The sequence below is a fragment of the Prosthecobacter sp. genome (assembly GCF_044222565.1).
Taxonomy (GTDB): Bacteria; Verrucomicrobiota; Verrucomicrobiia; order Verrucomicrobiales; family Verrucomicrobiaceae; genus Prosthecobacter.
In genome coordinates this window covers 58,615-84,045 of sequence record NZ_JBGANA010000012.1, presented here as the reverse complement: position 1 = coordinate 84,045, position 25,431 = coordinate 58,615, and the positions used below count along the sequence as shown (strand labels likewise).

Annotated in this window: 17 protein-coding genes; 9 read left to right on the top strand and 8 right to left on the bottom strand. The window is 61.2% G+C overall.

The features are described from left to right. Positions 1–6: 6 nt before the first annotated feature. Positions 7–1,623: a formate--tetrahydrofolate ligase gene (locus ACILSR_RS18250; protein WP_395751231.1), complete on the bottom strand. Its 1,617-nt coding sequence runs from the start codon at positions 1,621–1,623 to the stop codon at positions 7–9. Between the two features lie 95 nt (positions 1,624–1,718). On the opposite strand from ACILSR_RS18250, the gene ACILSR_RS18245 reads away from it, so the two are divergent. Next, entirely contained in the window at positions 1,719–2,501 is a 783-nt protein-coding gene (locus ACILSR_RS18245; RefSeq protein WP_395751230.1) for a hypothetical protein, read from the top strand. Here the strand turns inward: ACILSR_RS18245 and ACILSR_RS18240 are convergent. Genes ACILSR_RS18240 through ACILSR_RS18230 form a run of 3 tightly spaced genes read right to left on the bottom strand, consistent with a single transcriptional unit; the run spans position 2,485 to position 6,124 of the window. Then, positions 2,485–3,471 (bottom strand): isoaspartyl peptidase/L-asparaginase family protein, encoded by a 987-nt coding sequence (locus tag ACILSR_RS18240; RefSeq protein ID WP_395751229.1) that lies wholly within the window; start codon positions 3,469–3,471, stop codon positions 2,485–2,487. The two genes, ACILSR_RS18245 and ACILSR_RS18240, sit on opposite strands and share 17 nt — an antisense overlap. Positions 3,472–3,476: 5 nt before the next feature. After that, complete coding sequence (locus tag ACILSR_RS18235; protein ID WP_395751228.1) at positions 3,477–4,145, bottom strand: response regulator; 669 nt, start codon at positions 4,143–4,145, stop codon at positions 3,477–3,479. Positions 4,146–4,159: 14 nt separating this feature from the next. Beyond that, positions 4,160–6,124 carry a sensor histidine kinase gene (locus ACILSR_RS18230; protein ID WP_395751227.1) on the bottom strand — a complete coding sequence of 655 codons (1,965 nt, stop codon included), beginning with the start codon at positions 6,122–6,124 and terminating at the stop codon, positions 4,160–4,162. 93 nt (positions 6,125–6,217) lie between these two features. Between ACILSR_RS18230 and ACILSR_RS18225 the strand changes: the two genes are divergently transcribed. The 7 genes from ACILSR_RS18225 to ACILSR_RS18195 all read left to right on the top strand — a co-directional run bounded on the left by ACILSR_RS18225 (position 6,218) and on the right by ACILSR_RS18195 (position 15,764). After that, positions 6,218–8,200 (top strand): CapA family protein, encoded by a 1,983-nt coding sequence (locus ACILSR_RS18225; RefSeq protein WP_395751226.1) that lies wholly within the window; start codon positions 6,218–6,220, stop codon positions 8,198–8,200. 61 nt (positions 8,201–8,261) lie between these two features. Next, positions 8,262–9,353: a hypothetical protein gene (locus tag ACILSR_RS18220; RefSeq protein ID WP_395751225.1), complete on the top strand. Its 1,092-nt coding sequence runs from the start codon at positions 8,262–8,264 to the stop codon at positions 9,351–9,353. A gap of 54 nt (positions 9,354–9,407) precedes the next feature. After that, positions 9,408–11,192 (top strand): hypothetical protein, encoded by a 1,785-nt coding sequence (locus tag ACILSR_RS18215; RefSeq protein WP_395751224.1) that lies wholly within the window; start codon positions 9,408–9,410, stop codon positions 11,190–11,192. Between the two features lie 26 nt (positions 11,193–11,218). Then, positions 11,219–12,124, top strand: coding sequence for a hypothetical protein (locus ACILSR_RS18210; protein WP_395751223.1), 906 nt, complete (start codon positions 11,219–11,221; stop codon positions 12,122–12,124). A gap of 5 nt (positions 12,125–12,129) precedes the next feature. Continuing rightward, complete coding sequence (locus tag ACILSR_RS18205) at positions 12,130–13,059, top strand: alpha/beta hydrolase (protein WP_395751222.1); 930 nt, start codon at positions 12,130–12,132, stop codon at positions 13,057–13,059. A 39-nt stretch (positions 13,060–13,098) separates the two neighbouring features. Then, positions 13,099–14,643, top strand: coding sequence for a serine hydrolase domain-containing protein (locus ACILSR_RS18200; RefSeq protein ID WP_395751221.1), 1,545 nt, complete (start codon positions 13,099–13,101; stop codon positions 14,641–14,643). Between the two features lie 44 nt (positions 14,644–14,687). Further along, entirely contained in the window at positions 14,688–15,764 is a 1,077-nt protein-coding gene (locus tag ACILSR_RS18195) for a putative zinc-binding metallopeptidase (protein ID WP_395751220.1), read from the top strand. 11 nt (positions 15,765–15,775) lie between these two features. On the opposite strand, the gene ACILSR_RS18190 is transcribed toward ACILSR_RS18195, so the two are convergent. From ACILSR_RS18190 to ACILSR_RS18175, 4 genes are all read right to left on the bottom strand, one after another. Beyond that, entirely contained in the window at positions 15,776–18,871 is a 3,096-nt protein-coding gene (locus tag ACILSR_RS18190) for a PAS domain S-box protein (RefSeq protein WP_395751219.1), read from the bottom strand. Position 18,872: 1 nt separating this feature from the next. Further along, positions 18,873–19,325 carry a response regulator gene (locus ACILSR_RS18185; protein ID WP_395751218.1) on the bottom strand — a complete coding sequence of 151 codons (453 nt, stop codon included), beginning with the start codon at positions 19,323–19,325 and terminating at the stop codon, positions 18,873–18,875. Further along, positions 19,322–22,588 carry a PAS domain-containing protein gene (locus ACILSR_RS18180; RefSeq protein ID WP_395751217.1) on the bottom strand — a complete coding sequence of 1,089 codons (3,267 nt, stop codon included), beginning with the start codon at positions 22,586–22,588 and terminating at the stop codon, positions 19,322–19,324. Before ACILSR_RS18180 ends, ACILSR_RS18185 begins: the two co-directional genes overlap by 4 nt. Before the next feature lie 336 nt (positions 22,589–22,924). Further along, positions 22,925–23,731 (bottom strand): transglutaminase domain-containing protein, encoded by an 807-nt coding sequence (locus ACILSR_RS18175; protein ID WP_395751216.1) that lies wholly within the window; start codon positions 23,729–23,731, stop codon positions 22,925–22,927. Positions 23,732–23,877: 146 nt separating this feature from the next. Between ACILSR_RS18175 and ACILSR_RS18170 the strand changes: the two genes are divergently transcribed. Further along, positions 23,878–25,410 (top strand): hypothetical protein, encoded by a 1,533-nt coding sequence (locus ACILSR_RS18170; protein WP_395751215.1) that lies wholly within the window; start codon positions 23,878–23,880, stop codon positions 25,408–25,410. Positions 25,411–25,431: the final 21 nt, after the last annotated feature.

Here is a 25,431-nt window from a genome sequence, read left to right as displayed (position 1 = left end):
ACATCCCTAGATGCCACTCATGATGCCGTCATCCGTGACCTGGATGCGCTCCGCGGCGGGGACCTTTGGCAGGGCGGGCATGCGCATCATGGTGCCGGTGAGGGCGACGAGGAAGCCGGCGCCGTTGGCGATTTCGAAGTCGCGCACGGTGATGGTGAAGCCGCGCGGACGGCCGCGCTTTTTCGCATCGTCCGAGAGAGAGTCCTGCGTCTTGGCCATGCAGAGCGGCAGCTTGTCGAAACCGCTGCGGGCAAAGAGCGCCAGCCGGACTTTCGCCTCTTCGGTGAGCACCACGCCATCGGCTCCGTAGATTTTGGTGGCGATGGCGGTGAGCTTGGCTTCGACGCTGTCTTCGGGCTGATAGAGGAAGGGGAGCGGCCGGGACTCCGCAGGAATGGCGGCGAGGACTTTTTCGGCGAGTTCGACCGCACCATCTCCGCCTTCGCCAAAGACATTGGCGGTGGCGCTGGGAACGCCACGGGAACGGCAGAACTCGTGCACGAGAGCGAGCTCATCCGGGTGGTCGTTGGTGAACTGATTGATGGCGACGATGACGGGGCGCTGGAACTGGGCGGCGCTGTCCAGATGAGCGGCCAGATTATCCAGGCCGCGGCTGAGAGCAGCGGTGTCGGTTTGTGTCAGCTGATCAAGAGCGACGCCGCCATGCATCTTGAGAGCGCGCACGGTGGCGACGATGACAATGGCGGAAGGCGCGAGTCCGCTCTGGCGGCACTTGATGTGCATGAATTTTTCACCGCCGAGATCGAAGGCGAAGCCGGCCTCTGTGACGGCGTAGTCGGCATGGGCGAGGGCCATGCGGGTGGCGAGCACGGAGTTGCAGCCGTGGGCGATATTGGCAAAGGGGCCGCCATGGAGGAAGGCGGGCACGCCTTCGAGGCTCTGCACCAGATTGGGCGGCAGGGCCTCGCGAAGGAGGGCCAGCAATGCGCCGGTGACGCGGAACTCCCTGGCATAGACGGGATCGCCCTCAGCGGTGAAGCCGACGACGATGCGCTCGAGACGACGGCGCAGATCCGGCAGTGACTCGGCGAGGCACATGATGGCCATGATCTCGGAAGCGGCTGTGATGTCGAAGCCTGTGGCGCGTTCGGTGGGCTTGCCGACGGCGGTGCGGACGCTGCGCAGGGCGCGGTCGTTCATGTCCATGACGCGCTTCCACAGGACGCGATCGGGGGAGAGGCGCGCATCGCCGAGAAAGAGATGATTGTCGATGACGGCGGAGAGGAGATTGTGCGCGCAGGTGATGGCGTGGAAATCTCCGGTGAAGTGAAGATTGATGGACTGCGCGGGACGGACGGAGCTTTTGCCGCCGCCGGTGGCGCCGCCTTTGCGGCCAAACACGGGCCCCATGGAAGGCTGGCGCAGGGCGAGCGCGACGCTCTGGCCGATCTTCTTCAACCCTTGCGCGAGGCCGACAGAGACAGTCGTTTTGCCTTCGCCAGCAGGAGTGGGGGTGATGGCGGAGACGAGGATGAGTTTTCCGCGCTGCGGCTTTTCATGCAGTGCCTTGAGGCTGACCTTGGCCATGTGGCGTCCGTGCAGAATGAGGTGCTCGGGATCAATACCGAGGTCGGCGGCGATGGGGGAGATGTCCGGGTGCATGCGGGATGGAGGCGCGCAGAATGGCAAGGGCTGGAGTGAAGCAAAGGGTTTTTCCATCGCAAGGATGGGCGAGCAGGCGCTGTTTTCAGCAAGGCATGTCCCCTTTCCTGACCTTTTCACTTTCCCGTACTTGCCTGTTCATCGTCCTGAGTGCAAGCGCGCTGCCTGGGGAGGAACTGCAGCCGCTCATCACCACAACGGGCAAGGCGCTGGTGAGCGAAGATTTTTCGGGGGCGGAAATGCCGAAGGTTTTTCGCACGCTGGAGAGCGGGGAATCGTTCAGCATCGTCGAGGGGGCCTTGCAGGCAGTCTCGCGGGCAGGACAGAAGCAATCCACGCATGGGGTGATCGTGGCGAAGGCGCATGATCTCACGCTGTCGTTCGCGGTGAAATTCATCAAGCCAGGGGCGCTGTACATCGGCGTGGACGGCTACAAGGAGCAATACAAAGGGAACACCCATCTGGTGCGCTTTGAGCTGACGCTGGAACGCATGGCGTGGGATCAGCACCGCGGCGGGCCGGAGTCGAAGCAAGCGGTGGGCGAGGCGATGAAGGCTGCGCGTGCCGCAAAGAAGGAGATGCCGAAGGCGACGCCGGAACAGCTCGCGGACCCGAACTTTTTCCGCATCGAGGCGCTGGCTTCAAAGGAGATCAAATGCGCAGTAGATGAATGGCACGAGGTCATGATTGAGGTGAGCGGCAATGAACTCGTGGCGCAGGTGGATGGTGAAAAGCTGGCTGTGACAGCCGAGTTTGCGGACGCTATGAAGAGCCGGCTTGGCTTTGGACTGACCAAGGGTGGGACGGTGCTGATTGACCGGGTGCGGATTTATGAGAACACGCCGCGGAAGGGAACCGAGGCTACTCCTCAAAAATAGCCACGTGGATGGTGCCGTCGGCTTTGATCCATGCGTGAAACATGCCGGGGGTGTTGAAGGGGGTGGAGATGTTTCCGGAGGAGTCGAGGGCGATGAGGCCGCCTTTGCCTTCATGTTTGGGCAGCACTTCGTGGATGACGCGGCGGGCGGCGGTGGCGACATCGCTTTTGGCATACTTCATGTGGGCGGCGACATCGTAGGCGACGACGGAGCGGATGAAGGATTCGCCGTGACCGGTGCAGGAGACGGCACAGGCGCCATCCTCGGCATAGGTGCCGGCACCGATGAGGGGTGAGTCGCCGGCGCGACCGGGCCGCTTGTTGGTGAGGCCGCCGGTGGAGGTGCCTGCGGCGAGGTGGCCGGCTTTGTCCAAAGCGACGGCACCTACGGTGCCTGTGCGCAGAGTGAAATCGGTGATGGGAGTGGCGGAGGCCTGCGCCTTCTGGACTTTGCGCAGGCGCTTCTGCTGCTCCGGTGTGATGAAGTACTCCATCGGCTCAAAGGGGAGCTTGCACTCTTTGGCAAAGGTCTCGGCCCCCTGCCCTACCAGCAGGACGTGCGGTGTGCGCTCCATGATGAGGCGGGCGAGGCGAACGGGATTGCGCACACCGGTGACGCAGGCGGCGGCACCCGCAGTGTGCTTCTGGCCGTCCATGATGGAGACGTCCATCTCGACGGTGCCCGCAGAGGTGAGGGCGGAGCCGCGTCCGGCATTGAAGAGGGGCGAGTCTTCCAAAATGATGATGGCGGCCTGAACGGCATCGAGACTGGTGCCGCCTTCACGCAGGATTTTGTGGCCGCCTTGCAGGGCTTCTTCGAGCACCTTGCGGCACTCCGCCTCTTTCTCTGCTGACAAGTCCGCACGTGCGACACCCGCACCGCCGTGGATGACGAGGGTGATGGGGGCATCGGCGGCGAAGGAGACGGCATGAAGCGCGAATGTGGCGAGGATGAGGCGCAGGGTTTTCATGAGGCTTAACGGGTGGTGGGGACGAGGTGTTCGCGCAGGGCGCGGGCCACGGCGGCGGCGCGGCTGTGGACCTTGAGCTTGGCAAAAAGATTGCGCGTGTGCGTGCCGGTGGTGTGGATGCTGACGCCCATGCGGTCGGCGATTTCCTTGGCGGTGAGGCCTTCCACCATGTGCACGAGAAGCACGCTTTCGCGCGGTGAGAGAGCGATGGGCGCAGCCACGGGCTGTGTGAGCTTGGCGAGCATTTTGATGACGCTGCGGGCCACCTTGGGAGACATGGGCGAGCCGCCTTCGAAGGCTTCGACGATGGCCTCGGCGACTTCTTCGGCAGCGGCGGTTTTTAACAAATAGCCACAGGCGCCGGCACTGACGGCCTGGCTGATTTTTGCCTCGTCCTCAAAGACGGTGAGGATGATGACGCGGCAGTCGGGAGCGAGGCGGTGGACATCGCCAATGATCTCCAATCCGCTGCGTCCTGGCAGACCGACATCGAGCAGCATGACGTCCGGGTGTTCGGTGCGCGGCGCAGCACGCAGCGCGGCGAGCATGCTCTCTGCATCGGAAAACGCGCAGGCCTGGGCCATGGCGCGGTCATCGCTGCAGAGGCGCTGCAAGGAGCGGCGGAAGACGGCGTGGTCTTCGATGATCCAGACACGGATGGGTGGGGTGCTCATGCTCATGGCTTGATTCAGCGGGCGGGCCAGCGGTGGGTGCGGGGCAGATCCAGGCGGATGCGCGTGCCACCACCGGGTGACGAGGCGATGTCCAATGTGGCATGCATGGCGCGGGCGCGCTCGCGAAGATTGTTCAGGCCGTGGCCGCCGCTTTTTTGCGCGGAGTCGAAGCCGATGCCATCATCGCTGATTTCGATGCGCAGGCCGTCGGCGGCTTCGCCGAGATGGAAGCGCACGTTTTGGGCGCGGGCGTGGCGGGCGATGTTGTGCAGGGCTTCCTTGCAGAGCAGGTAGAGTTCACGGCGGGTCTCCAGATCTGGCTCTTGTGTGGCGGAGAGGGTGCAGTCAAGCGTGTGGCCGCGGAGCAGGCGCTCGGCGAGGCCGCGCAGGACTTCGAGCCAGTCCTGCTCTCCGCCGTGCTTTTGCGGAATCATGAGGCGCACCATGTCGCGCATGGAGTCGGCGCTTTCCGCGGCGACGCGTTCGATGTCGCCGAGATCCTCCCGCAGGGTTTCGAGGGTCATGCCGGACTTGCGAGCGAAGGAGCAGATGAGGCGGATGCTGCCGAGATTGGAGCCGATCTCGTCGTGCAGATCTCGGGCGAGTTTTTCCTGCAGACGCCGGGCATCCCGCAGGCGGTGGCGGTGCTGCCGCCAGACGATCATGCAGGCGAGCAGGCTGATGGCGATGACGCAGGCCACGCTGCCGTAAACGAGAGTGCGCTGGGCGCCCGCGATCCAACGCGAGCGTGCGGCGATGAGGCCCGCACGCTCCTGCTCCAGCAGGCGGCGCTGGTCGAGCTGTGCGAGCCATGCGGGCACGGAGATGAGGCGGCCGCTTTCGGTAAGGCCGTCGGTGAGAGCGGCGGGAGACCAAGCGGCATCGTCCAGGACATCACTGGCCTGCACGCTGGCTTTGAGCGCGACGTTTTCCCCTTTGGCAAAGGCCTGCACTTCGGCGATGGCGAAGACGAAGTCCTCATTGCGTTCCCAGAGCTGCGTGGCGGTGATGCGCAGGTAGCGGGCAGGAGTGTGGCCGGCGTGAAAGCTCACCAAGTTCATGCCATACACGGGCGGGCGACGCGGGAGAATCTCATGCAGCAGTTTGGCATCGCTGAAATCGGGCTGCGTGGCGGCCTCGATCTTGCAGCGCATAGGGAAACCGTACTCGAACCACAGGGGGGCTTCGCGGCGGCGCACGGGCACGAGGCAAACTTCATCGAGTGGAACGATTTCCGGGAAGGTGAGGGTGACCCATTTCACCTCATCGGCTTGCCTGGCGACGGCGCTGTGGAAGCCGAGGCGTCCGCCTGCCGACGGTGCCACGGGAAGGCCAAGCGGCGTGATCATGTCCACCAGATTCAGCCGAGACCAGGAGCCAGGGTATTCGTGAGTGCTGCTGGCGGTGACGGCGGCCCCGGCCGCGACATTGCGATCTCCAGAGAGGACCATCAGCTCCGAAAGAGCGAGGACGTGGGAGCCATCCCGGTGCCATGGCTGAGTGGCGGTGAAGCGTACGCGTTTGACGGGCTGCGGGCTGAATTTGGCGAGGACGGGATAGCCTCCGGTATTGGGGTAGTCCTGTGCGGTGGCATCCAGCACGAGATGGCAGGTGCCTTGTTCGTCGAAGGTTTCGAGCCTGAAGCGGGTGGGGAATCCGTAGCCGGAAATCATACCGCTGGGGCCTTTGGCCAGTGGCGGCACAAGCACGATGGTGTCTGCCTCCTCCGTCTGAGGCAGGGTGACCTCGACCCAAAGCTGCTCTTCTTCTGGCGTGTAGGCAGTTTTGAAACCGGCGGTGCCGCCGCTGTTGATCTGGGTGAACTCAGGCAGGGTGCGCAAGGTGTCATCAATGACGGCGATGCGCTGCTCCGTGCGGCGGAGATCCGCGTGCAGCCAGAAGGCGAGGCGCTCGGCCCATTGCGAATCGCTGCTCTGGGCGAGCATGGCGAAGGCAAAGAAGGATGCGTAAAACTTCATCGACGGCGCGGAGTGTAATCGGGAACAGCGCGGCGTCGTTTCACTAATTTTAGTGAAAGGACAATCTGCCACTGCTGGCCCAGAGTCCGCGCCATGAAAGCCTACCCACTCCTGCTGGCGACTGCCATGCTGTTCGCGACCCCGGCACAATCTGTGGAGATGAAGCCGGGGGCGGGCCGGTTTGATTTCACACAGGCCGGCAAAACGCTGCCGGTGTGGTATTACCTGCCAGCCGATGCCAAGCCGGACACACAGGTGCTCTTCGTGATGCACGGGGTGAAGCGCGATGCGGAACGCTACCGCGACGAGTGGCTGCCGCATGCCACGGAGCGCGGGTTCATCCTGGTGACGCCGGAGTTTTCCGAAAAGGATTTCCCAGGCAGCGGTGGCTACAACACCGGCAACATGGTGGATTCAAAAGACAGGCCGCTGCCACGCGAGCAGTGGTCATTCAGCTTTCTTGAGCCGATCTTTGACGCGGTGAAAAAGGCGGCGCACAACCACAATGAGCGCTACTCCATTTACGGGCACTCTGCGGGGGCGCAGTTTGTGCATCGCTACCTGTTCTTCATGCCGGAGGCACGCGTGGCCCATGCGGTGGCGGCGAATGCCGGATGGTGGACGCTGCCGGATCTGAAGGTGGATTTCCCCTATGGTCTGCGTGGCAGCATTTTGAACGAAGACAGCCTGAAGGCCATTTTGCAGAGGCCATTGATCGTACTGCTGGGCACGGCAGACACGGATCCGAATCACTCCAACCTGCGCAAGACGGCGGAGGCCGAGGCGCAGGGGCCGTATCGCCTGGCACGCGGGCAGTTTTTCTATGCCTCCGGGCAGCGGGAGGCGAAAGCGCTGGGAGTGCCGCTGGCGTGGAAGCTGGCGACGGCACCGGGAGTGGGGCATGTGGACAAGGACATGGCGCCGTATGCGGTGGAGGAACTGTTTGGCAGGAGCACGACAAGCCGCGCGGTGACAAACACGATCAAGGACAGCACGGCGCATGTGAGAGTGCTGTTTGGCGGAGATACGAATCATGGCGAGAGCTACCAGGATGAGTATGGCAAGACCAGCGAAGGGAATATCTTGAAGAAGCAGGGCTATGAGCACGGCCTGGGCCAGCTCGGCAAGCTGCTGAGCGCGGTGGATTACCGCATCCTCAATCTGGAAACGCCGCTGACGACGAAGCATGAGAGCCCACTGGCAGGAAAAGATTATCTTCATTACAGCGACCCCGTGAAATCGCCCGCGGCGTTTCAGAAATATGGCCCGATCGCGTACTCGCTGGCAAACAATCACACGATGGACCAAGGCGCGGATGGACTGGCGGACACAAGCGCGGCGCTGAAGGCGGCGGGAGCGCAATCATTTGGCGCGGGCGGAACGATCACGGAAGCAGCGCGGCCTTTGATCCAGAGCTTCAAGCTGGGCGAGCACGCCTTCACGCTGGCGATCTTTGGCGCCTTTGAATATCGCAAAAATTACGACGAGGATTTTCACTTCTACGCAGGTGCCGACCTGCCGGGCACGGCCCCCGTGGACGTGGACATTGTGCGGAAAGCCATCGTGGAGGTAAGGAAGCGTACGCCAGCTGCCTTCGTCGTCTATTTTGTGCACTGGGGGGACAACTATGCGTGGAAGAGCGAGGAGCAGACGAAGACGGCGCATGCCCTGCGCGCAGCAGGTGTGGACCTCATCGCGGGGCATGGCGCGCATACGATGCAGGAGATCGAGCATGACACGCGGGGGTGGATTTTTTACAGCCTGGGCAATTTCCTTTTCAATGCACGGGGCCGCTACACCGCGCACAAGGCGCCTCCGTACAGTCTGCCGCTGGTGGTGGATTTTCACATGCAAAACGGCCGTCTGCAGGCGGGGCTGAGGGTTTATCCCATCGTGAGCGACAACCAGGTGACGGGCTATCAGCCGCAGTTTGTCTCGAAGCAGGTGCTGGGGGAAATTTACAGTCTGCTTGCTGACAAGAGCGGCTGGGACCCGGCCACGCGGGCCGAGGTGAAGCAGGGCGGCGATGAGATAGGATCTTACCTGGAGTTTCCGCCGGTGAGCGTGGCGAAATAAGGCTGGGCGAAGGAAAAGGCTCCTGATATAAAGACAGAACTTTCACGTCTTGATTGCCAACATGAGAATTCGTCCCTTTACCCTGCTCGCCGTCACCACCGCTCTGGGAGCCACATGGCTGATCGCCCAGGTCACCTCACCTGAGGGAAAAAAGGGAGGCATCGAAGCACGCCTCGCGATGGCGCTGAAGCTGTATCCGGATTCAGATGCCGACAAGAACGGCACGCTTTCGATCGACGAGGCGATGAAGTATCTGGAAGCGCATCCGGAGCTGAAAGCGGTGCTGGCTTCCAAGACCAAGTCCAATGGACCGAGCACCGGCAAGCCCGGTGAGAACACCACACCTGCCTCTGCAGGACTGCCCTCGGGCCCACGTGTGTTTGTGTGCGCTCACAGCTTCATGATTTTCACCGCAACGATGCTGCCTAAAATGACGGAGGCGGCGGGGATCGGATATCAGGATGCGGGGCGGCAGATGATCGGCGGCTCGCGTACGCAGCAGCATTGGGATGTGCCGGATGAAAAGAACCTGGCGAAGAAGGTGCTGCGGGAGGGCGGCGTGGACGTGCTGACGCTCTCCCCGCACATGCTGCTTCCGGATGAAGGCATCGACAGCTTCACGAAGCTCGGGCTGGAAAAGAATCCGAACCTGCGGGTGCTGGTGCAGGCCTCATGGCCGGCTCGGGATGGAAATCTGACCGGGGACTTTCACAACGCTCAGCGCAATGACGCCACGGTGGAAAGCCTGCGCAAGCTGCATGCGATGCAGCGCGAGCAGTGGAACACCAAACTCGAGGCCCAGGTGAACGCGCTCAATGCGGCCGTGGGCAAGGAGGCCGTGCACATCGTGCCAGTGGGAGATGCGGTCTGTGCGCTGCGCGAACGCGTGGTGGAGGGCAAGGCGCCCGGCATCGCCAAGCAGGCGGATTTGTTCAGGGATGATCTCGGACACCCTCAGCCGGCGCTTTCCGTGCTGGTGACGTACTGCCACTTCGCAGCCATCCATCAGCGCAATCCGGCGGGACTGCCAGTGCCCGAAGCCATCAAGGACAAGCCGCAGGCAGCGGAGCTGAACGCGCTGCTGCAGCAGATCGCGTGGGAAGCGGTGACGAAATATCCGATGAGCGGCGTGAAAGTGGCGGCGACGCATTGACGACTGGTCCTGGTCTCCGCACCTCAGAGAACCAGCACACCGTCCATGCATCCCATGCGTCTCATCCTTGTACTTCTGGCTTTGTCTTCGGGCACGGCACTGGCCGAATTCTTCGACACTGACTCGCGCAGTTTTTCGCAGACGGCGAAGGCGGTGGTGCATGCAGATTTGGCGAAGATGGAGCCGGCAGCTGCGCTGATCACGGGCAAGCGGCTGAAGGGGAAGTGGAAGATGATCCCCTTCTCCACGGAGGAGATGAAAGGCACTGCGCTGTCGATCTACAGCGGGACCAATCCACCGGTGGTGAAGCTGCCGCTGGAGGAGCGTGGCTGGCATGCGGTGTATGTGGGGCTGGCGACGACTTCGGGGGGCTTCAACATCGGGGGGAACGGCATCAAGGCGAAGCTCAGCGACGAGCCGGTCTACAAGCGAATGGCCAATAATCTGGCGCTGCTGAAGAACCGCCGCGCGGTGATTCAGGAATGCTTTCTCACGGTGGCGAATCTGAACGGCCAGTCGGTTGAGATCTCGCCGATGCCAGGGCTGCCGGCGACGGTCTGCTATGTGAAGACGGTGCCGCTGACGGAGGCGGAAGTGAAGAAGAGCCAGGCGCAATCAAAGCAGCGCACTTCCATCGCCACCTTTGACGGGCATAGCTGGATCTGGCCGTTCAAGCCCACGACGGCGGAGGAACTGGCGGAGGAGTTTCGCGGCTTTGAAACCACCGACATTGGCAAGTGGTGGTTTCAGGTGACGGGGTCTGACCTGGTGTGCTATCCGAGCAAAGTCGGGACTTATCCGGGAGAAGGCACGGTTGATTTTCCGAACGGCACGTATGCGATCTATACCAAGTCGCTGGAGACGCTGTTCAAGAAAGGGATGAATCCTCTGAAGGTGGCGCGGGATGCGGCGAAGGCGCAGGGGGCGGAGTTTCATGTGATGCTGCGGCCGGCGGGCTGGGTGGGATCGATGCCGTATGAGGAGACCTTCAACAGCAAGTTCTTCTATGCCCACCCTGAGTGGCGCTGCTACGACCGGGATGGCACGCCGACGTTTTTTATGAGCTACGCCAATCCCGAAGTGAGGAAGCATTTGATCGAGATTTTTCGTGAGACGCTGGAGCTGCAGCCGGAGGGGGTGGGCTTTGTGTTCAACCGCGGGATGCCGCTGATGCTGTGGGAGGATGCATTTTGCGAGCGCTTCAAAGCGATGCACAACGCAGACGCGAAAACGGTGGAGGACGATGATCCGCGCATCCATGCGACGCGTGCGGCGATCATGACCGACTTCATGACGGAGGTGCGGGCGCTGCTGGATGAAACGGCGGCGAAGCAGGGGCGCAAGGAGCCGTATAAGATCTCGCTCGGCACGTTTGCGAAGGAGGCGGACAACCAGCGCTGGGGGCTGGATCTGCCGAACTGGATTCAGAAGGGACTGGTGGATGACCTGGCGACGACGTGGTTTGCCTATCACACCTCCTTTGAGAAGACGCCGGGGCAGATCGACATGGAGTATTACCGCCGCATCACCAAAGGTACGAAGACGAAGGCGTATCCGATGGTGATCGCGTGGAAAACGGGCGCGCCGAAGGAGCTGTGCAAGAAGGCTGCGGGGTATCTGAGCGCGGGAGATCCCGGCGTGGCGATATGGGATCCGCAGGTGATGAAGGGATGGCCGGACAATTCCCCCGGCAATGTGTTTGATGTGCTCGGCAGGCTCGGACACCGCGATAATCTGCTGCGCTGGGCCAAGGACGGCATGCCCGAGCCGCTGACGATTCCACTGACACGGCTGGATGAAAACTACTTCAGCCGCTGGTTTCCGAACACGGGATTCTGAGTTTGTTTGCACCCACCAACCCAACCATGAAAAAGAGCCTTCTCCTCGGCGTGCTGCTGGCATGCTCCGCCACCGCCGCCGACTTTGTGCCAGGCAAGAGTGTCTTCGGCGAGCAGAGGTACATCGAGTACATCCCCGGTGACCTGCCGCTGGTGGTGTGCTCCCCACATGGAGGACGCGAGACGCCGGAGAGCATTCCCGACCGCAAGGAGGGCGTGGTGCAGCCGGATGCCAACACGCAGGAGCTGGCGCGTGCTTTTGCCGATGCCGTCCATGCGCGCACAGGGCGCCACATGCACCTCATCATTTCCAATCTGCACCGCAAGGAACTGGATCCGAACCGTGAAATTGTCGAGGCCGCGCAGGGAAGCCCCATCGCTGAAAAGGCCTGGAACGAGTATCATGGTTACATCGCGCAAGCCTGTGCCGCAGCGGTAAAACAGCATGGCGTGACCTTCTTCATCGACCTGCATGGGCAAAGCCATCCGGACGTGCGCATCGAGCTGGGGTATCAGCATTCGGCCAAGGATCTCGCCGCGAGTGACGCACAGCTCAACGGCCCGTCCTTCGTGGCCAAGAGCAGCATCCAGCTCATCGCCATGCAGTCCAAGGAGTCGTATTCCCAGATCGTGCGCGGTCCGGCCAGCCTGGGGGCGCTGCTGGAAAGGAGGGGCTACTTTGCCGCGCCGAGTCCGCGCATGCCTTCACCAGAAGAGCCTTTCTTCACCGGTGGCTACACTGTGCGGCGCTATTGCGTGGCCAAAGATCATGTGACCGGACTGCAGATCGAGACCTACAAACCCAAACTGCGTGACACCAAGGAGAGCCGTGAAAAATTTGCAGCAGCTCTGGTGGATGTGCTCGCCGAATACCTGCCCGCAAGGCTGGGGCTGCAGCTGGACGGCACACGGGCCTCTTCAAAAGCGAAATAATCACCATGATCATTAAACCTGTCCTTCTAATGCTCCTCACGGCCTCCATGGCGAGTGCCGAACCATTGGTACAAAATCTCTGGCCCGGTACGCCTCCGGGTCCGCTGCCTCAGACGCAGGGTGAGGAACGTGACCTCACCAAGCCGGAGGACAAGCTCATCGCGGGACGTCGCATCATCAAACTGGGACACGTGAGCACGCCGCAGATGCAGGTGCACCTGCCGCCCAAGGAAAAGGCGAACGGCGGCGCGGTGCTGGTGTGCCCGGGAGGTGGATTTTCGATTCTGGCGTGGGACCTGGAGGGCACCGAGATCGCGGAATGGCTGAACACATTGGGCTTCGCGGCGGTGGTGGTGAAGTATCGTGTGCCCACCGGCATGCTGGAGAAAGGGGTGGATGAGTCGGGGATGTCCACAGTCCGTGCGCTCGGTCCGCTGATGGACGCGCAGCGGGCGGTGAGCCTGACGCGGGCGCATGCAAAAGAGTGGGGCATTGATCCGACGCGGATCGGCATCATGGGTTTCTCCGCGGGAGGAGAGACGGCGGGGCTCTGCACCCTTCACGGAGACAAGCGCGCCTATGCGAAGATGGACAGTGTTGACGAGCAATCCTGCGCACCGAATTTTGCGTTGCTCATCTATCCCGGAGGTTTTGTGGACAAGGAGACGGGCGCTTTGAAAACGCACCTGAAGGTGACCAAGGATACCGCGCCCGTGTTTTTCGTGATGGCGGAGGACGACCACGTGGACTGTGACAACTGCACCGTGCTTTTTAATGCGCTGAAACATGCCAGCGTCCCTGCGGAGCTGCACATCTACACCCACGGCGGACACGGCTACGGACTGCGGCCCACCGATCTGCCGGTCACCCGCTGGTCCGCCCGTGCGGCGGAGTGGCTCCAGGACATGGGCCTGAACAAGAAGGCCGCTCCGTAAGGCTGTTGCGATTCTACCGTGCCTCACCCGATCTCATTTATGACAACTTCACGCCGCTCATTTCTTCGCTACACCGGCCTTGCGCCGTTCAGTCTCTGGATTCCGAGGTCTTTCGCGGAAGAGACCGGCTACTCCCTCGCACGCAGCACTCCTGAGGCGGAAGGCGTGGCGGCCCAGGGGATTCTGGATTTCATCGATGCGGTGGAGCGGGAGAAGTTTGAGCTGCACAGCTTCATGATGCTGCGGCATGGCAAGGTGCTCGCGGAAGGCTGGTGGAAGCCGTACGGGCCGGAGTTTGTGCACACGATGTACTCGATGAGCAAGAGCTTCACCTCCACGGCGGTGGGGTTTGCCGTGGCCGAGGGCAAGCTGAAGGTGGAGGACAAGGTGGTGTCGTTTTTCCCGGATGATCTGCCGGAGAAAGTGAGCGAGAACCTGGCGGCGATGACGGTGAAGGACCTGCTGACCATGTCCTCCGGCCATGAAAAGGAGCCAACCGGCGTGTGTGTGAAGTCGGAGAACTGGGCGCGCACGTTTCTGGCGCAGAACATCGCGCACAAGCCAGGGACGCAGTTCATGTACAACAGCGCGGCGACGTACATGTGCTCGGCCATCGTGCAGAGGCTCACTCACCAGACGGTGCTGGACTATCTGACGCCACGGCTGTTTGCGCCGCTGGGCATCAAGGGCATGCGCTGGGAAACCTGCCCGCATGGCATCAACACAGGCGGCTGGGGACTGAGCATTCAGACGGAGGGGCTGGCAAAGTTTGGCCAGTTCCTTCTGCAAAAGGGAAAATGGAAAGGCGAGCAACTGCTGCCCGCTGCATGGGTGGAGGAAGCCACGCGCTTTCACATCCAGCAGCCTGGAGGTGACAAGCCCGACCGGCCCAAGACGAAGAACGACTGGATGCAGGGCTACGGCTACCAGTTCTGGCGCTGCCAGGGCACGGCCTTCCGTGGTGATGGTGCCTTTGGCCAGTTCACCATTGTGCTGCCTGAGCAGGATGCGGTGATCGTGATGACGAGCGAGAACAAGAACATGCAGGGGCAGCTTGACCTGGTATGGAAACATCTGCTGCCGGCGATTGGTGCGGAGACGGCGCTGGGTGGAGATTTGAGCAGGCTCAAGACACTGGCGCTTGCACCGCAGCAGGGCAGCAAGACTTCGCCGGCCGCTGTCAGCAAGAAGTTCCAGCTCGAGGCGAATGACCTCGGGTTTAGAGATGTTTCGTTCGAGTTCCGCGATGATGCCTGCGTTTTCACCTCCGGCGAACACACCGTGACATGCGGACTCGGATCATGGCAGCGTGGTGAGGCAGCCTTCCCCGGCACACCGCCACGGCTCATCTCCGGCGGCATGCCGAAACAAACGCCGCGCTCCAAAATCGCCGCGAGCGCGGCGTGGACGGATGACAGCACGCTGGTGATGCAATGGCGCTACTACGAAACTCCGCACAGCGACCAAGTGACCTGCAAGTTCGACGGCGGCGAAGTCACGATCACTTTCCTCAGCAGCATCACCGCAATGAATCCGAAGGCGAAGGATGCGCGCGCGCCGCTGAAGGGACGTTCATCCGTGTGAACATCGCATGACAAAAGCACCATTTGCGTCGAGGAGACAGATTCATGCAACGATTTACCTGTGAGTGCGGCAATGTGCTTTTCTTTGGCAGCTCACGCTGTTTGAAGTGCGGCAGCGATGTGGGGTATGATCCGCAACGGGGCGTGATGCAGCGGGTGCGGCCGGGCAGCCCGATGAAGCGCTGCCAAAACGGTGTGAAGCACAACGTGTGCAACTGGCTGCTGCCCGCCAGCGCCGTAGCAGTGCTCTGCGTGGCCTGCCGGATGAACCGCACGATTCCTGATCTGGGCACGGAACGGAACCGCATGCTGTGGGCTCGCATGGAAATGGCGAAACGGCGGCTGATTTACACGCTGCTGCGGCTTGGCATCGGCCCGCCTTCGAAAAAGGACGACCCCAAAAACGGCCTGGCTTTTGACATCGTAAGCACGCTGTCTGATCCCAAGGTGACCATGGGCCATCTCGACGGGGTGATCACGATGGACCTGGAAGAGGCGGATGACACTTTCCGCCAGGTGAACAGACAGCAGCTCGGAGAGAGCAGCCGCACTTTGCAGGGACATTTTCGTCATGAAAGCGCGCACTACCTGTGGAAGCGCCATCTGTCCGAATTAGCGTGGGACGATCCAATGAGGCTGGCGTTTCGCGAACGCTTCGGGGAGGAGTGGACCGATTACGCAACGGCGCTCAGCAGCTACTATCAAGCCGGTGCGCCCGCAGACTGGGGGCAAAACTACATCACCGCTTACGCATCCTCCCATCCGTGGGAGGACTGGGCGGAGACGTGGTCGCATTATTTGCAAATCCTCGACGGACTGGAGACCTGTGAGAGCCTGGGCATCCAGGTGCAGCACATAGCCCTGCCGCTTGTCATTCTTCCGGTGGAGTCAGGCACACTGCCGGCGATGCTGCCTTCGGCGCCTGCTGAGGATGGTGAGTTTCTCGCGTGGTTGCAGCGCTGGATGTGCCTCTCCTCCGTGCTCAACGAAATCTCGTTCAGCCTTGGAGAGCCGCCGCTGTATCCCTTCGTCATCTCAGTGAAGGCGGCGCAGAAGCTGCGGCTCGCGCATTACTATGCCCATGCATGGGGTGTGCGTGGCAGGAAGACAGGCGAGGCTTGAGGGAGGACGCATCATGCGTGCCCGCTGAGCACTTCGTGCAAGGCGGTCAGAATGGTCTGGGCGGTGAAGGGCTTGGGCAGGAAATGCTTCACCCCCATGGCCGTGGCACGTGCGGAGCTGCCATCATTGGCGAGACCGCTGGCAGCGATGATCTTGACCTCGGGATTGAGGCGCTGAAGCACCTGGATGGTGGCCTGACCGCCCATGACCGGCATCATCATGTCCGTCACCACGACAGCGATCTCATGGCGGTGCATCGAGTAGAGCGCCACAGCTTCCGTGCCATCCGCCGCGACCAGCACCCGGTAGCCATAGTTTTCCAGAGTCTGCTGAGTGATGGCACGCACGGCAGCCTCATCATCCACGATGAGGATCAGTTCATCGCCGCCCCGCGGGTGGGTGTCATGCTGCGCCCTGGCGGTCACAGCTTCTGAACCCTCCAGGGCGGGGAAGCAGACGCTGAAGGTGGTGCCATTTCCGGGCTCGCTGTACACATTGAGAAAACCGCCATGGCTTTTGACGATGGAGAGCACCGTGGAGAGACCGAGGCCTGTGCCTTTCCCCTGCTCCTTCGTGGTGAAAAACGGGTCAAAAATCTTGTCCACCACCTCCGGGGGGATGCCGGTGCCGCTGTCCGTGACCTTGATCATGAGGTAGCGTCCTGGCTTGGAGCCGGGGGTCATGCCTGCGTAGTTGTCGTCCACCTGCAGGCAGGTGGCGGAGATGGTCAGGGTACCACCATGGGGCATGGCATCGCGGGCATTGACGCACAGATTCAGCAGCACTTGATGCAGCTGCGTGTGGTCCCCGGAGAACAAAGGCAGCTCCTTGTCCAGCTCCGAGCGGAAGACGATCTCCTTCGGGAAGGTGTCCTGCACGAGATGCTGCATGTCCTGAATGACGTGGCGGACATCGATGAGCATGCGCTCGCCTTCGACTCCGCGGGCAAAAGAGAGGATCTGCTTCACCATTTCCGCACCACGTTTGGCACTCGTCTCGATGGTGGCGAGAACGGTGAGGGCGCGTTGATCCCGGCTGGTCAGACGCAGCAGCTCGATCGACATCATAATTGGCGCCAGCACATTGTTGAGATCGTGCGCGATGCCGCCGGCCAGCGTGCCGATGCTCTCCATGCGCTGAGCGCGAAGAAACTGCTGCTCCAGCTTTTTCTTTTCCGTGATGTCACTGTTGATGGCGAGCACGGCCTGCGGACGGCCCGCGTCATCCCGCACCAAAGTCCAGCGTGCCTCGATCAAGACAGTGGCACCAGATTTCGTGACATGCTGGATCTCGCCGCTCCATTCCCCTTTGCTGAGAACAGCGGTGATGGCGCGTTCATACCCGGCCATGTCCCGGTAGAGAAAATCGCCGGTATGACGGCCTCTGACCTCCTCCGCAGTCCAGCCATAGAGCATCTCGGCGCTCTTGTTCCAGAAGGTGATGCCATGGTTGAGATCCCGCACCAGGATGGCGTCACGCGCCTTGTCCAGCAGAGAGGCCTGCTCCTGCAGCCGGTCCCGGGAGCCTTTGTGCTCAGTGATGTCCTGCGCCACACCGACCACACGATAAGCCTCCCCATGGCCATCGTGAACGGGGAAGGCCCGGTCGTGGATCCACCGCAGCGAACCATCCGGACGGATGACGCGGTACTCCTCGTCGTAGGTGCCGTCAGCCTGCTTTGTGACTGCCGCATGCAGCACACGGTCGCGGTCGGCGGGGTGAATGGCTTCCAGCCAGTTCTGCGGATTGGTTTGAAGGCTTTCGCAGGAGCGCCCCCAGATGCGTTCATACGCCGGACTGACGTAGAGCACTTTTTGCTTGGAAGTATCGGTGATCCAGAAGACTTCCTGAATGGTCTCCGCGATCTGGCGGAAGCGCTCCTCACTCTCACGAAGAGCCTCCTCGGCCATCTTGCGTTCGGTGATGTTTTCATGGGCCACGACCACCCGCAGGGGACCACCGCCACAGAAACGGGTGACCCGCACGACGAACCACCGGGGTCCACGCGGACCATGGCAGGGATATTCCATGTGAAACTCCTGCCGGCTGCCCGCCATGACAGAGCGTATGCCCTGGGCCACCTCCACCGCCTCCTCGGAGAACCTGCCGGTGGAGCGGTCACAGAGCGTGAGATAATTCTCACCCACGCCGTAGCTGGAGCCTTTGAAATTGTTTTCGATGGCGAAATGATTCCAGGCTGTATTCACTTCAATGATGGTCCCATTCTCATCCAGGATGGCGATGTGGGTGGTGAGGGCATCAAGGGTGGACTGCAGAAAGCGCTTGGACTCCAGCAATGCCATGGCGGCTTTTTTGCGTTCGGTAATGTCGCGAAACGTCCAGATCCTGCCGTAATACTGCCCGTCACTGCCGACGACCGGGGACGAGTAGCGGTCCAGCACGGTGCCGTCCTTGAGCTCCACCTCATCACGGCCCACTTCGTCCCGATGGGCATAGAGATGCCTGACCCGGTCCACAAACGGCTCGGGATTGACGACCCTGGAGGTGATCCACTCAAGCTGGTTGCGGGCGTCCACATCATCCGTAATGTGCTGCGGGATTTGGAAGATTTCGATCATGCGCTGGTTTTGCAGGATCTTCCGGCGGTGCTCGTCCACCACCATGATGCCTTCGATGGAGGCGGCGACCTGGGCTTCGAGAAAGGCCGTCTTCCAGCGCAGCTCTTTCTCACTGCGTTTCAGGTCTTCGGTAGCTTTGGCCTTGTCCCGGCGCATCTGCCCCTGCGCCAGGGCCTGCCTGATGGAGACACCGAGCCTGACCAGGCGGTCTTTGAGAAGATAGTCCGTGGCGCCGAGCCGCATCATCTCCACGGCCACGTCCTCGCCGATGGTGCCGGAAATGATGATGAAGGGAATGTCATAACCGCTCTGCTTCAGCAGCTTCAATGCGTCCGGCCCGTTGAACGTGGGCATCTCGTAGTCCGAAAGAATGATGTCGAGGTCCGGAGTCAGCTCGTCGAGGTAATCGTTCTCCGTCTCCACCCGCTGCAAGGCGGGATCAAACCCAGCCTGGCGCAGGGCGCGCAGCACCAGCTCGGCATCATTAGGATTGTCCTCCGCCAAAAGAACTCGCAACGGCTGGCTCATGTTATTTGTCCAGTATTGGAGGTTGATTGATCAGGAGCCAGTACATGCCGAGCTCCTGCACCGCGGCGGTGAAACCTTCAAAGTTCACCGGCTTGACGATGTAGCTGTTGACCCCAAGCTGGTAGCTTCTGATGACATCCACCTGCTCTTTGGAGGAGGTGAGAATGACGACCGGGATATGCTTGGTACGCGGATCGCCTTTGATGCGTTCGAGCACCTCCAGGCCATCGACCTTGGGGAGTTTCAGATCGAGCAGGATCATCTTTGGCGTGTCTTCAATCCTTCGCCCCGCATGCTCGCCTTCGCAAAAGATGAAGTCCAGGGCCTCCGCGCCGTCCCTCGCGATTTGAATGTGGTTGCCTAGGTTCGAGTTGCGCAGGGCACGCTGCGTCAGCTCCAGGTCTTCCAGACTGTCTTCGACGAGCAGTATTTCGATGATGTTGTTGTGATTCATGATGCTTTGTCTCCTTCGAGGGTGAAATAAAATGTCGCGCCTTTATCCACGGCAGCCTCCGCCCAAACCCGGCCGCCATGACGGTGAATGATGCGCTGAACGATGGCGAGCCCGACACCAGTGCCGTCATAATCCTCCGCACGGTGCAGACGCTGGAAGACGCCGAAGAGCTTGTGGGCATAGCGCATGTCAAAGCCGGTGCCGTTGTCCTTCACGAAATAGGCGTGGGGTTGTTCGTCCGTCTTGCAGCCGACTTCAATCACAGCGGAAGCACGCTTCTGGGAGTACTTGAACGCATTGGACAGCAGATTGATCCACACCTGCTTCAACAAGGCGGGGTCCCCTTCGCACGTGGGGAGACTGCCGACATGCACCGTGACATCACGGCCCTCGCGCTGACTTTTCAGGTCATCGAGGGCGTCCTGAACAAGGCTGTGGACGTCGATGACGCGCCTGGACATGGCGGCGCGGCTCAGCCGCGAGAAGCTCAGCAGGTCATCGATCAGGCTGCCCATCCGCTGAGCGCTGGTGCGGATGACCTGCAGATAGCGCTGGCCATCGGGCGGGAGCTGCGGTCCAAAGTCCTCCAGCACCGCGCGTGAGAAGCCATCCATCGCACGCAGGGGCGCGCGGAGGTCGTGGGACACCGAATAGGAGAATGACTCCAGCTCCTTGTTGGCGGCTTCGAGCTGCTGGTTGGCAGCCTGCACCTTCTGTGAGCTTTGGAAAACCTCCGCCTCCATCTGCACCATGCGGGAGTTCAGTTCCTCATCCTGGACTGCAGCTTTGGATTTTTTCAGCACAAACTCGGTCACATCCTCCACACGATGGATGATGTATTTCACCTCCTGGCCAGACCCCAGCACAGGAGAGTTGATCGGGCTCCAGTACCGCTCCTCAAACACGCCGTCAGGCCTCCGAATGTCATATTTCTGGATGGCCATGGTGTGCGGCCTGCGCTGCTCCAGCACATTTTTCAGTGACGCACGCAGGTTTGTCTCACCTGTGGCTCCAGGCTCCTCCGGATTGTCCGGAAAGACTTCGAAAAGCCCCCGGCCGAGAATGGCTTGCCGCTCAGTCATGGTGGCCTGAAGATAGGCGTCACTCACAGCCACGATCTTGAACTCAGGTGTAAGCACCAGGTAGAGGCCCGGCAGCGATTCAAAGAGGCTCTGCAGTTCTGCGCGGCTCTGGGTGAGTTCCGCATTGGCAGCCGCCAGCTGGGTGGTGCGCTCAGACACTCGCTGCTCCAGCACGGTGTTCAGCTGCCGGACCTCCTCCTCCGCCAGCTTTCGCTCGGTGATGTCCGTGATCACCGCGACGACCAGCTCCACCTCGCCTTCCGTCCTCCAGGGTTCAAAGATAAGCGAGTAATGGCTGATGCCTTTCAGGCCCTTCCGGGACGCCTCAAAGACCACATGCTCTCCGGCAAAGGCGCGGTCCAGTGCAGAACGCATCCGCTCATCCTGGGCATTGGGAATGACATCGTCCACACGCTGCCCGATGATCTCAGGCAATGGCTTTTCCAAAATCTCCGCATAGGTGGTGTTGGCATAGCCATAACACCGGTCTTTGTTGATGATGACCAGACCCACCCGGGCATTTTCCGTGACAATGCGCAGACGCTCCTCGCTGATGCGGGACGCCATTTCGGCGAGCTTGCGCTCATGCACATCCAGCAGGAATGCCGCCAGCCCGTCCCCGGTGGGGAAGAGCCGAATGTCCAGCCAGCGCCCGGCGATGGGAGAGAAGGCTTCAAAGGACATCGGCGTACGCTCAGCCATGACCCGCCGGTAATTCGCCTCCATGGGCGTGCCCAAGAGCTGGTAAAACACCTCCCAGATGGAGTGACCAAGCATCTGCTCGCGGCGATGCCGCAGCAACGTTTCGCTGCGATCATTCACAAACACAAACCGCCACCCAGCATCCAGGACGAAGCACGCCTCGGTCATGCCGTGCACCATTTCCGCCAGCCGGCGGTCCGCCGCATGCAGCAATGCGTCTTTTTCACGCAGGGCCACCTCCGCCTGACGGCGTCTCTCCATCTCTCCGGTGCGGTCCAGGACCACGGCCACATGAGTGGCCAGTGCAGTGAAAAACTCACGCTCCGCAGCATTGAGCGGACGCACTCCCTCATCGCCAAAGGTACCCGCACCAATGACGCCCAGTTTTCGACCGGACATCGAAACCGGCATGTTCACGATGGTGCGGCTGCCGAGTTTTGCCACGGTCTGTTTGTTGGTCCGCGGGTCCAGCCGGGCGTCCTCGACCACAACAATGTTTTCGGCGCCCGCGATTTCCTCGAGCATGGAATCGCCCTCGATCAAGACCTCCTGGTCTCCATCATCTGCCTGAGCAGCATCGTCACGTCCGTTCGCCAGCACCAGCCGCATGGAACGCCGGTCATCGGAGAAGAGGTAGAACCAGGCATGCTTGAAACCGAGGGTGGCCAGCAGCTCCGCCCCAGCGGCCTGCAGAATATCAGGAAGGCTTTCCACCTGCTCCAATCTGCGGGTCAGGCGCAGAAGCGACTGCGAATGCTCCTGCTTTGTTTTCAGCTCGTTCTGCGCGCGTTGACGCTCCGTGATGTCTCTCGCGATCTTGGAAGCACCGATCACCTCTCCCTGCGCATTCTTGATCGGTGACACGGTGACAGAGACAGCGATCTGCGCGCCCGATTTGGTCAGACGCATGGTTTCAAAATGCTCCATGCGCTCCCCCCTTCTGATCCGGGACAGGATGAGGTCTTCCTCGTCATGGCGCTCGGGAGGAATGAGAAGCGTGATGGAGCGGCCGAGCATTTCACCCGCCGAGTAGCCAAACATGCTTTCCGCACCCGCATTCCAGCTGGTGACAATGCTGTTTAAATCCTTGCCGACGATCGCATCGGCCGACGATTCCACAATGGCCGCCAGCAAGGATGTGGTTGCAGCCGACAGCTGCCGGCCAGACTGGATCAGCCGCTCATGCACCTGTGAGACCAGCACACCCATGCCCGTGAACAGGAACACCGAAAGAAGAGCGTGGCTGTCCTCCAAGGCGAACGAGAGACGGGACGGGATGAAAAAGAACCATACGATCAATGCGGAAAGAAACGTGGCCCAGAGTCCGCCACGCAGTCCGCCGATCCATGCACTGAAAAACACGGCCGGGTAAAACATGAACCATACGAGCGGCTGCAGCCAGGGCCAGCCAAGCCACTGCAAGACGAGCGCCGCCAGGGGCAGCAGCAAAGCAGAAGGTGGCGGAAAGAAACGCTGCATCGTGTCAGCAGTTGCTTGTCGGAGGGCCGGATTTTGTGGCATAAACCAACGCATCTTTCGGACCATGGCGGGTTCCCGGGAAGGGTGGTTGGAAAGATGTCAGCATGACAGAGAGATGACTATTGCTTCATGATCGGTGCTTCTAATCTTAACCAGTCATTTGAACAAGCAATGCGCAAGTGTAACCACTTGCTGCCTAAATGATTGTGAGACAGACCTGCGTGATAAATGATTATTTAGATATCATGCAAAACTCATCAGAGCGGTCGCGACAGTCTCATAAGCCATTTCCTTATCCAATAAAGAACACGGCTCGCCCCATGCTCGTTCATGCGCTCACCCGTACCGCTGGGCAAAAGAAGAGTTCACCACTTTGACGGTGATTTGCATGCTCTCGAGCGTGAAATTGCCAAACATGGTCGCCAGCGCCACGTCGGCCGCATCCCTCCCATAGGCGACAACGATGCGGTTGCCGCGAGTCTGATGCTCCATGGCGTCAAACGTGAACCACCGGCCGCCGATGAAGGCTTCAAACCAGGCGTGCAGATCCATCGGATGGAGCTCATGCAAAAAACCCACCACCATGCGGGCAGGAACATTGATGGCACGGCAGAGGGCAATGCCCAGATGCGCAAAGTCGCGGCACACACCGCGCCGCGTGTTCAGCGTCTCCAGCGCGGTGGTGAAGCTGTTGCTGGAGCCGGATTCATACCGGACGTTTTGGTAGATCCAGAGGCGGATTTGTTCCACCTGCTGCCAGGTGGGGTTCATGCCCGCCACCACGGACGCGGCCAGTCCCAGCAGTTCATCGGACTGGCAGTAGCGGCTGGGCAGGAGATAATGCAGCACCTCCGGCGGCAGGTTTTGCACCAGATTGATGGGGGCCGTGAGATCTGTATCCACATGGTCGGCCACCTGGACGCGGTACTGGACGGAAAGATGGAAGTGACCGGGCGGCATGACGGTGCGCTGGCAGAGGTTTCCATACACATCCGTGAACTCGAGCACCGGCACCTGGGGGTAGATGTGAAACTGCTCCCGCATGATCCACTGCGCCCAGCCACTGCGGGGGCGCAGCATGAAAATCGCGGGCACCTCCTCCGTCGTCTGGTAGTCCAGGTTGCATGAGGCATCGAGAATCATGCTTTCAAATCGCAGGTGCTGGCCAATGAGCAACCTGAAATCGAAACTGCGGCGCAACGATTCCGTCGACAGAGCAGCAGGCCGTCGGGCAAGAAAATCGCGGGACGGACTTGCGCAGGTGCAGGGAGATTGCTTCCTGTGGCTTCATGCTGAGAACTCGTCATCTGGTGGGCTTTTGCGGGCACCGCTCCCGTTTTTCAGAGGCGGCGGTGCGGCCTGCGCTGACGACCGCACTGAAGGATCTGCAGCAGCGTTCTGCGGAAACAGGAGGCGTGCTCGAGCTGTATGTGAGCGCAGCGGAGGGCACGGATGTGGTCTGCATCGAGGCTGCACGGGAACTGGGCATGCCGGTGCATCTGCTGCTGCCACTGGCGCAGGGGGAATTTGAAAAGGATTTTTCCACGCCCGCCACCTGGGCGCGCTCCAAGGCGCAGATGGACCGCGCGGCGGCTGTGCCGGGGCCGGATTCCCTGAGAACCGTAGAGGAAGAGTCCACACGGCCGGAGTGTTACTTCAACCAGGGCATTGTCATGCTGGAGGCGGTGGATGTCCTCATCACGGTGTGGGACGGCCAGCCGCCGCGAGGCTCCGGCGGCACCGCGCAGATGATCGCGCAGGCGCGGGCGACGGGCATTCCAGTGCTGCATATTCAGCCCGCGGACGGTGTGGCTGTGAAAGATGCCGGCTTTGACGAGGCCATCGGGCGGGATGGGATCGTGGATGAGCTGAACGAGATCGCCAAAAATGTCTGCAGCGGAGAGGCGGCGACCTCGGATGAACTGCAGCGCTGCCTGGACCAGATCGCGATGAGCGAGGCGGAAAAACTGCGCCCGTCGCTGGTGCGCATCATCCTTATCCATGGCATCGCGGCGATTCTTGCGGCGCTGGTGACCTTCAAGGTGATGGACAAGCAGGCGCTGTGGGAAAAGTACAAGTGGATCGTTTCATTGACCGAACTGGCACTCGTCTGCGCGGCGCTGTGGATGAATTTCCTTTTGAAACACCGGCAGGTGCAGGATCGCTGGCTGCGCTGCCGCTTTGCCTGCGAGCTGGTGCGCGGACTGCGTGCGAGCGTGCCGATCATGGATCCGCTGCACCCGGGGATCTCATGGCTGGATGCAGAGTGGCACCGCTTTGCCCTGAGCGCCGGGCTGCTCGTGCAGTCCCACCATACGCACCCGAACATCCTGGCCCAGCGTGACCACTACCTGGCCACGCGCCTGAGCGAGACGCATCCGGACGGCCAGATCCGCCACTACACCGCCATGAACCCGGCAACCGTGCGGTGGTGGGATTTCACGGGCAAGCTGGGCGACTGGTGCACGCGGCTGGCGCCACCCTTTGTGCTGGTTTCCGTGCTGAACAAGCTGAGCAAGATCTGGCTCCCACCTGATGGCTGGGGCTTGGAGCATGGATTCACCACGTGGATCGCGGTGGGATTTCTGCCCATCGCACTGCCACTGATGGCGGGAGTCAGCGCCAGCCTGCGACATGCTCTGGATGCGGGCCGGCGCAAGCAGCGCTACCCGCAGATGGTGCAGTCCCTGCGGAAACTCCGCAACGCCCTGCAAGGGCTCGAAACCGAGTCCACGATCCGCCACACCGTGGCACGCTGCGAGACCATCCTGCTGGACGAGCTGCGTGAATGGCGGCTGGCCGCCAGCTCGAGCAAGCGCTGATGGCGAAACACTCTTCCAAAA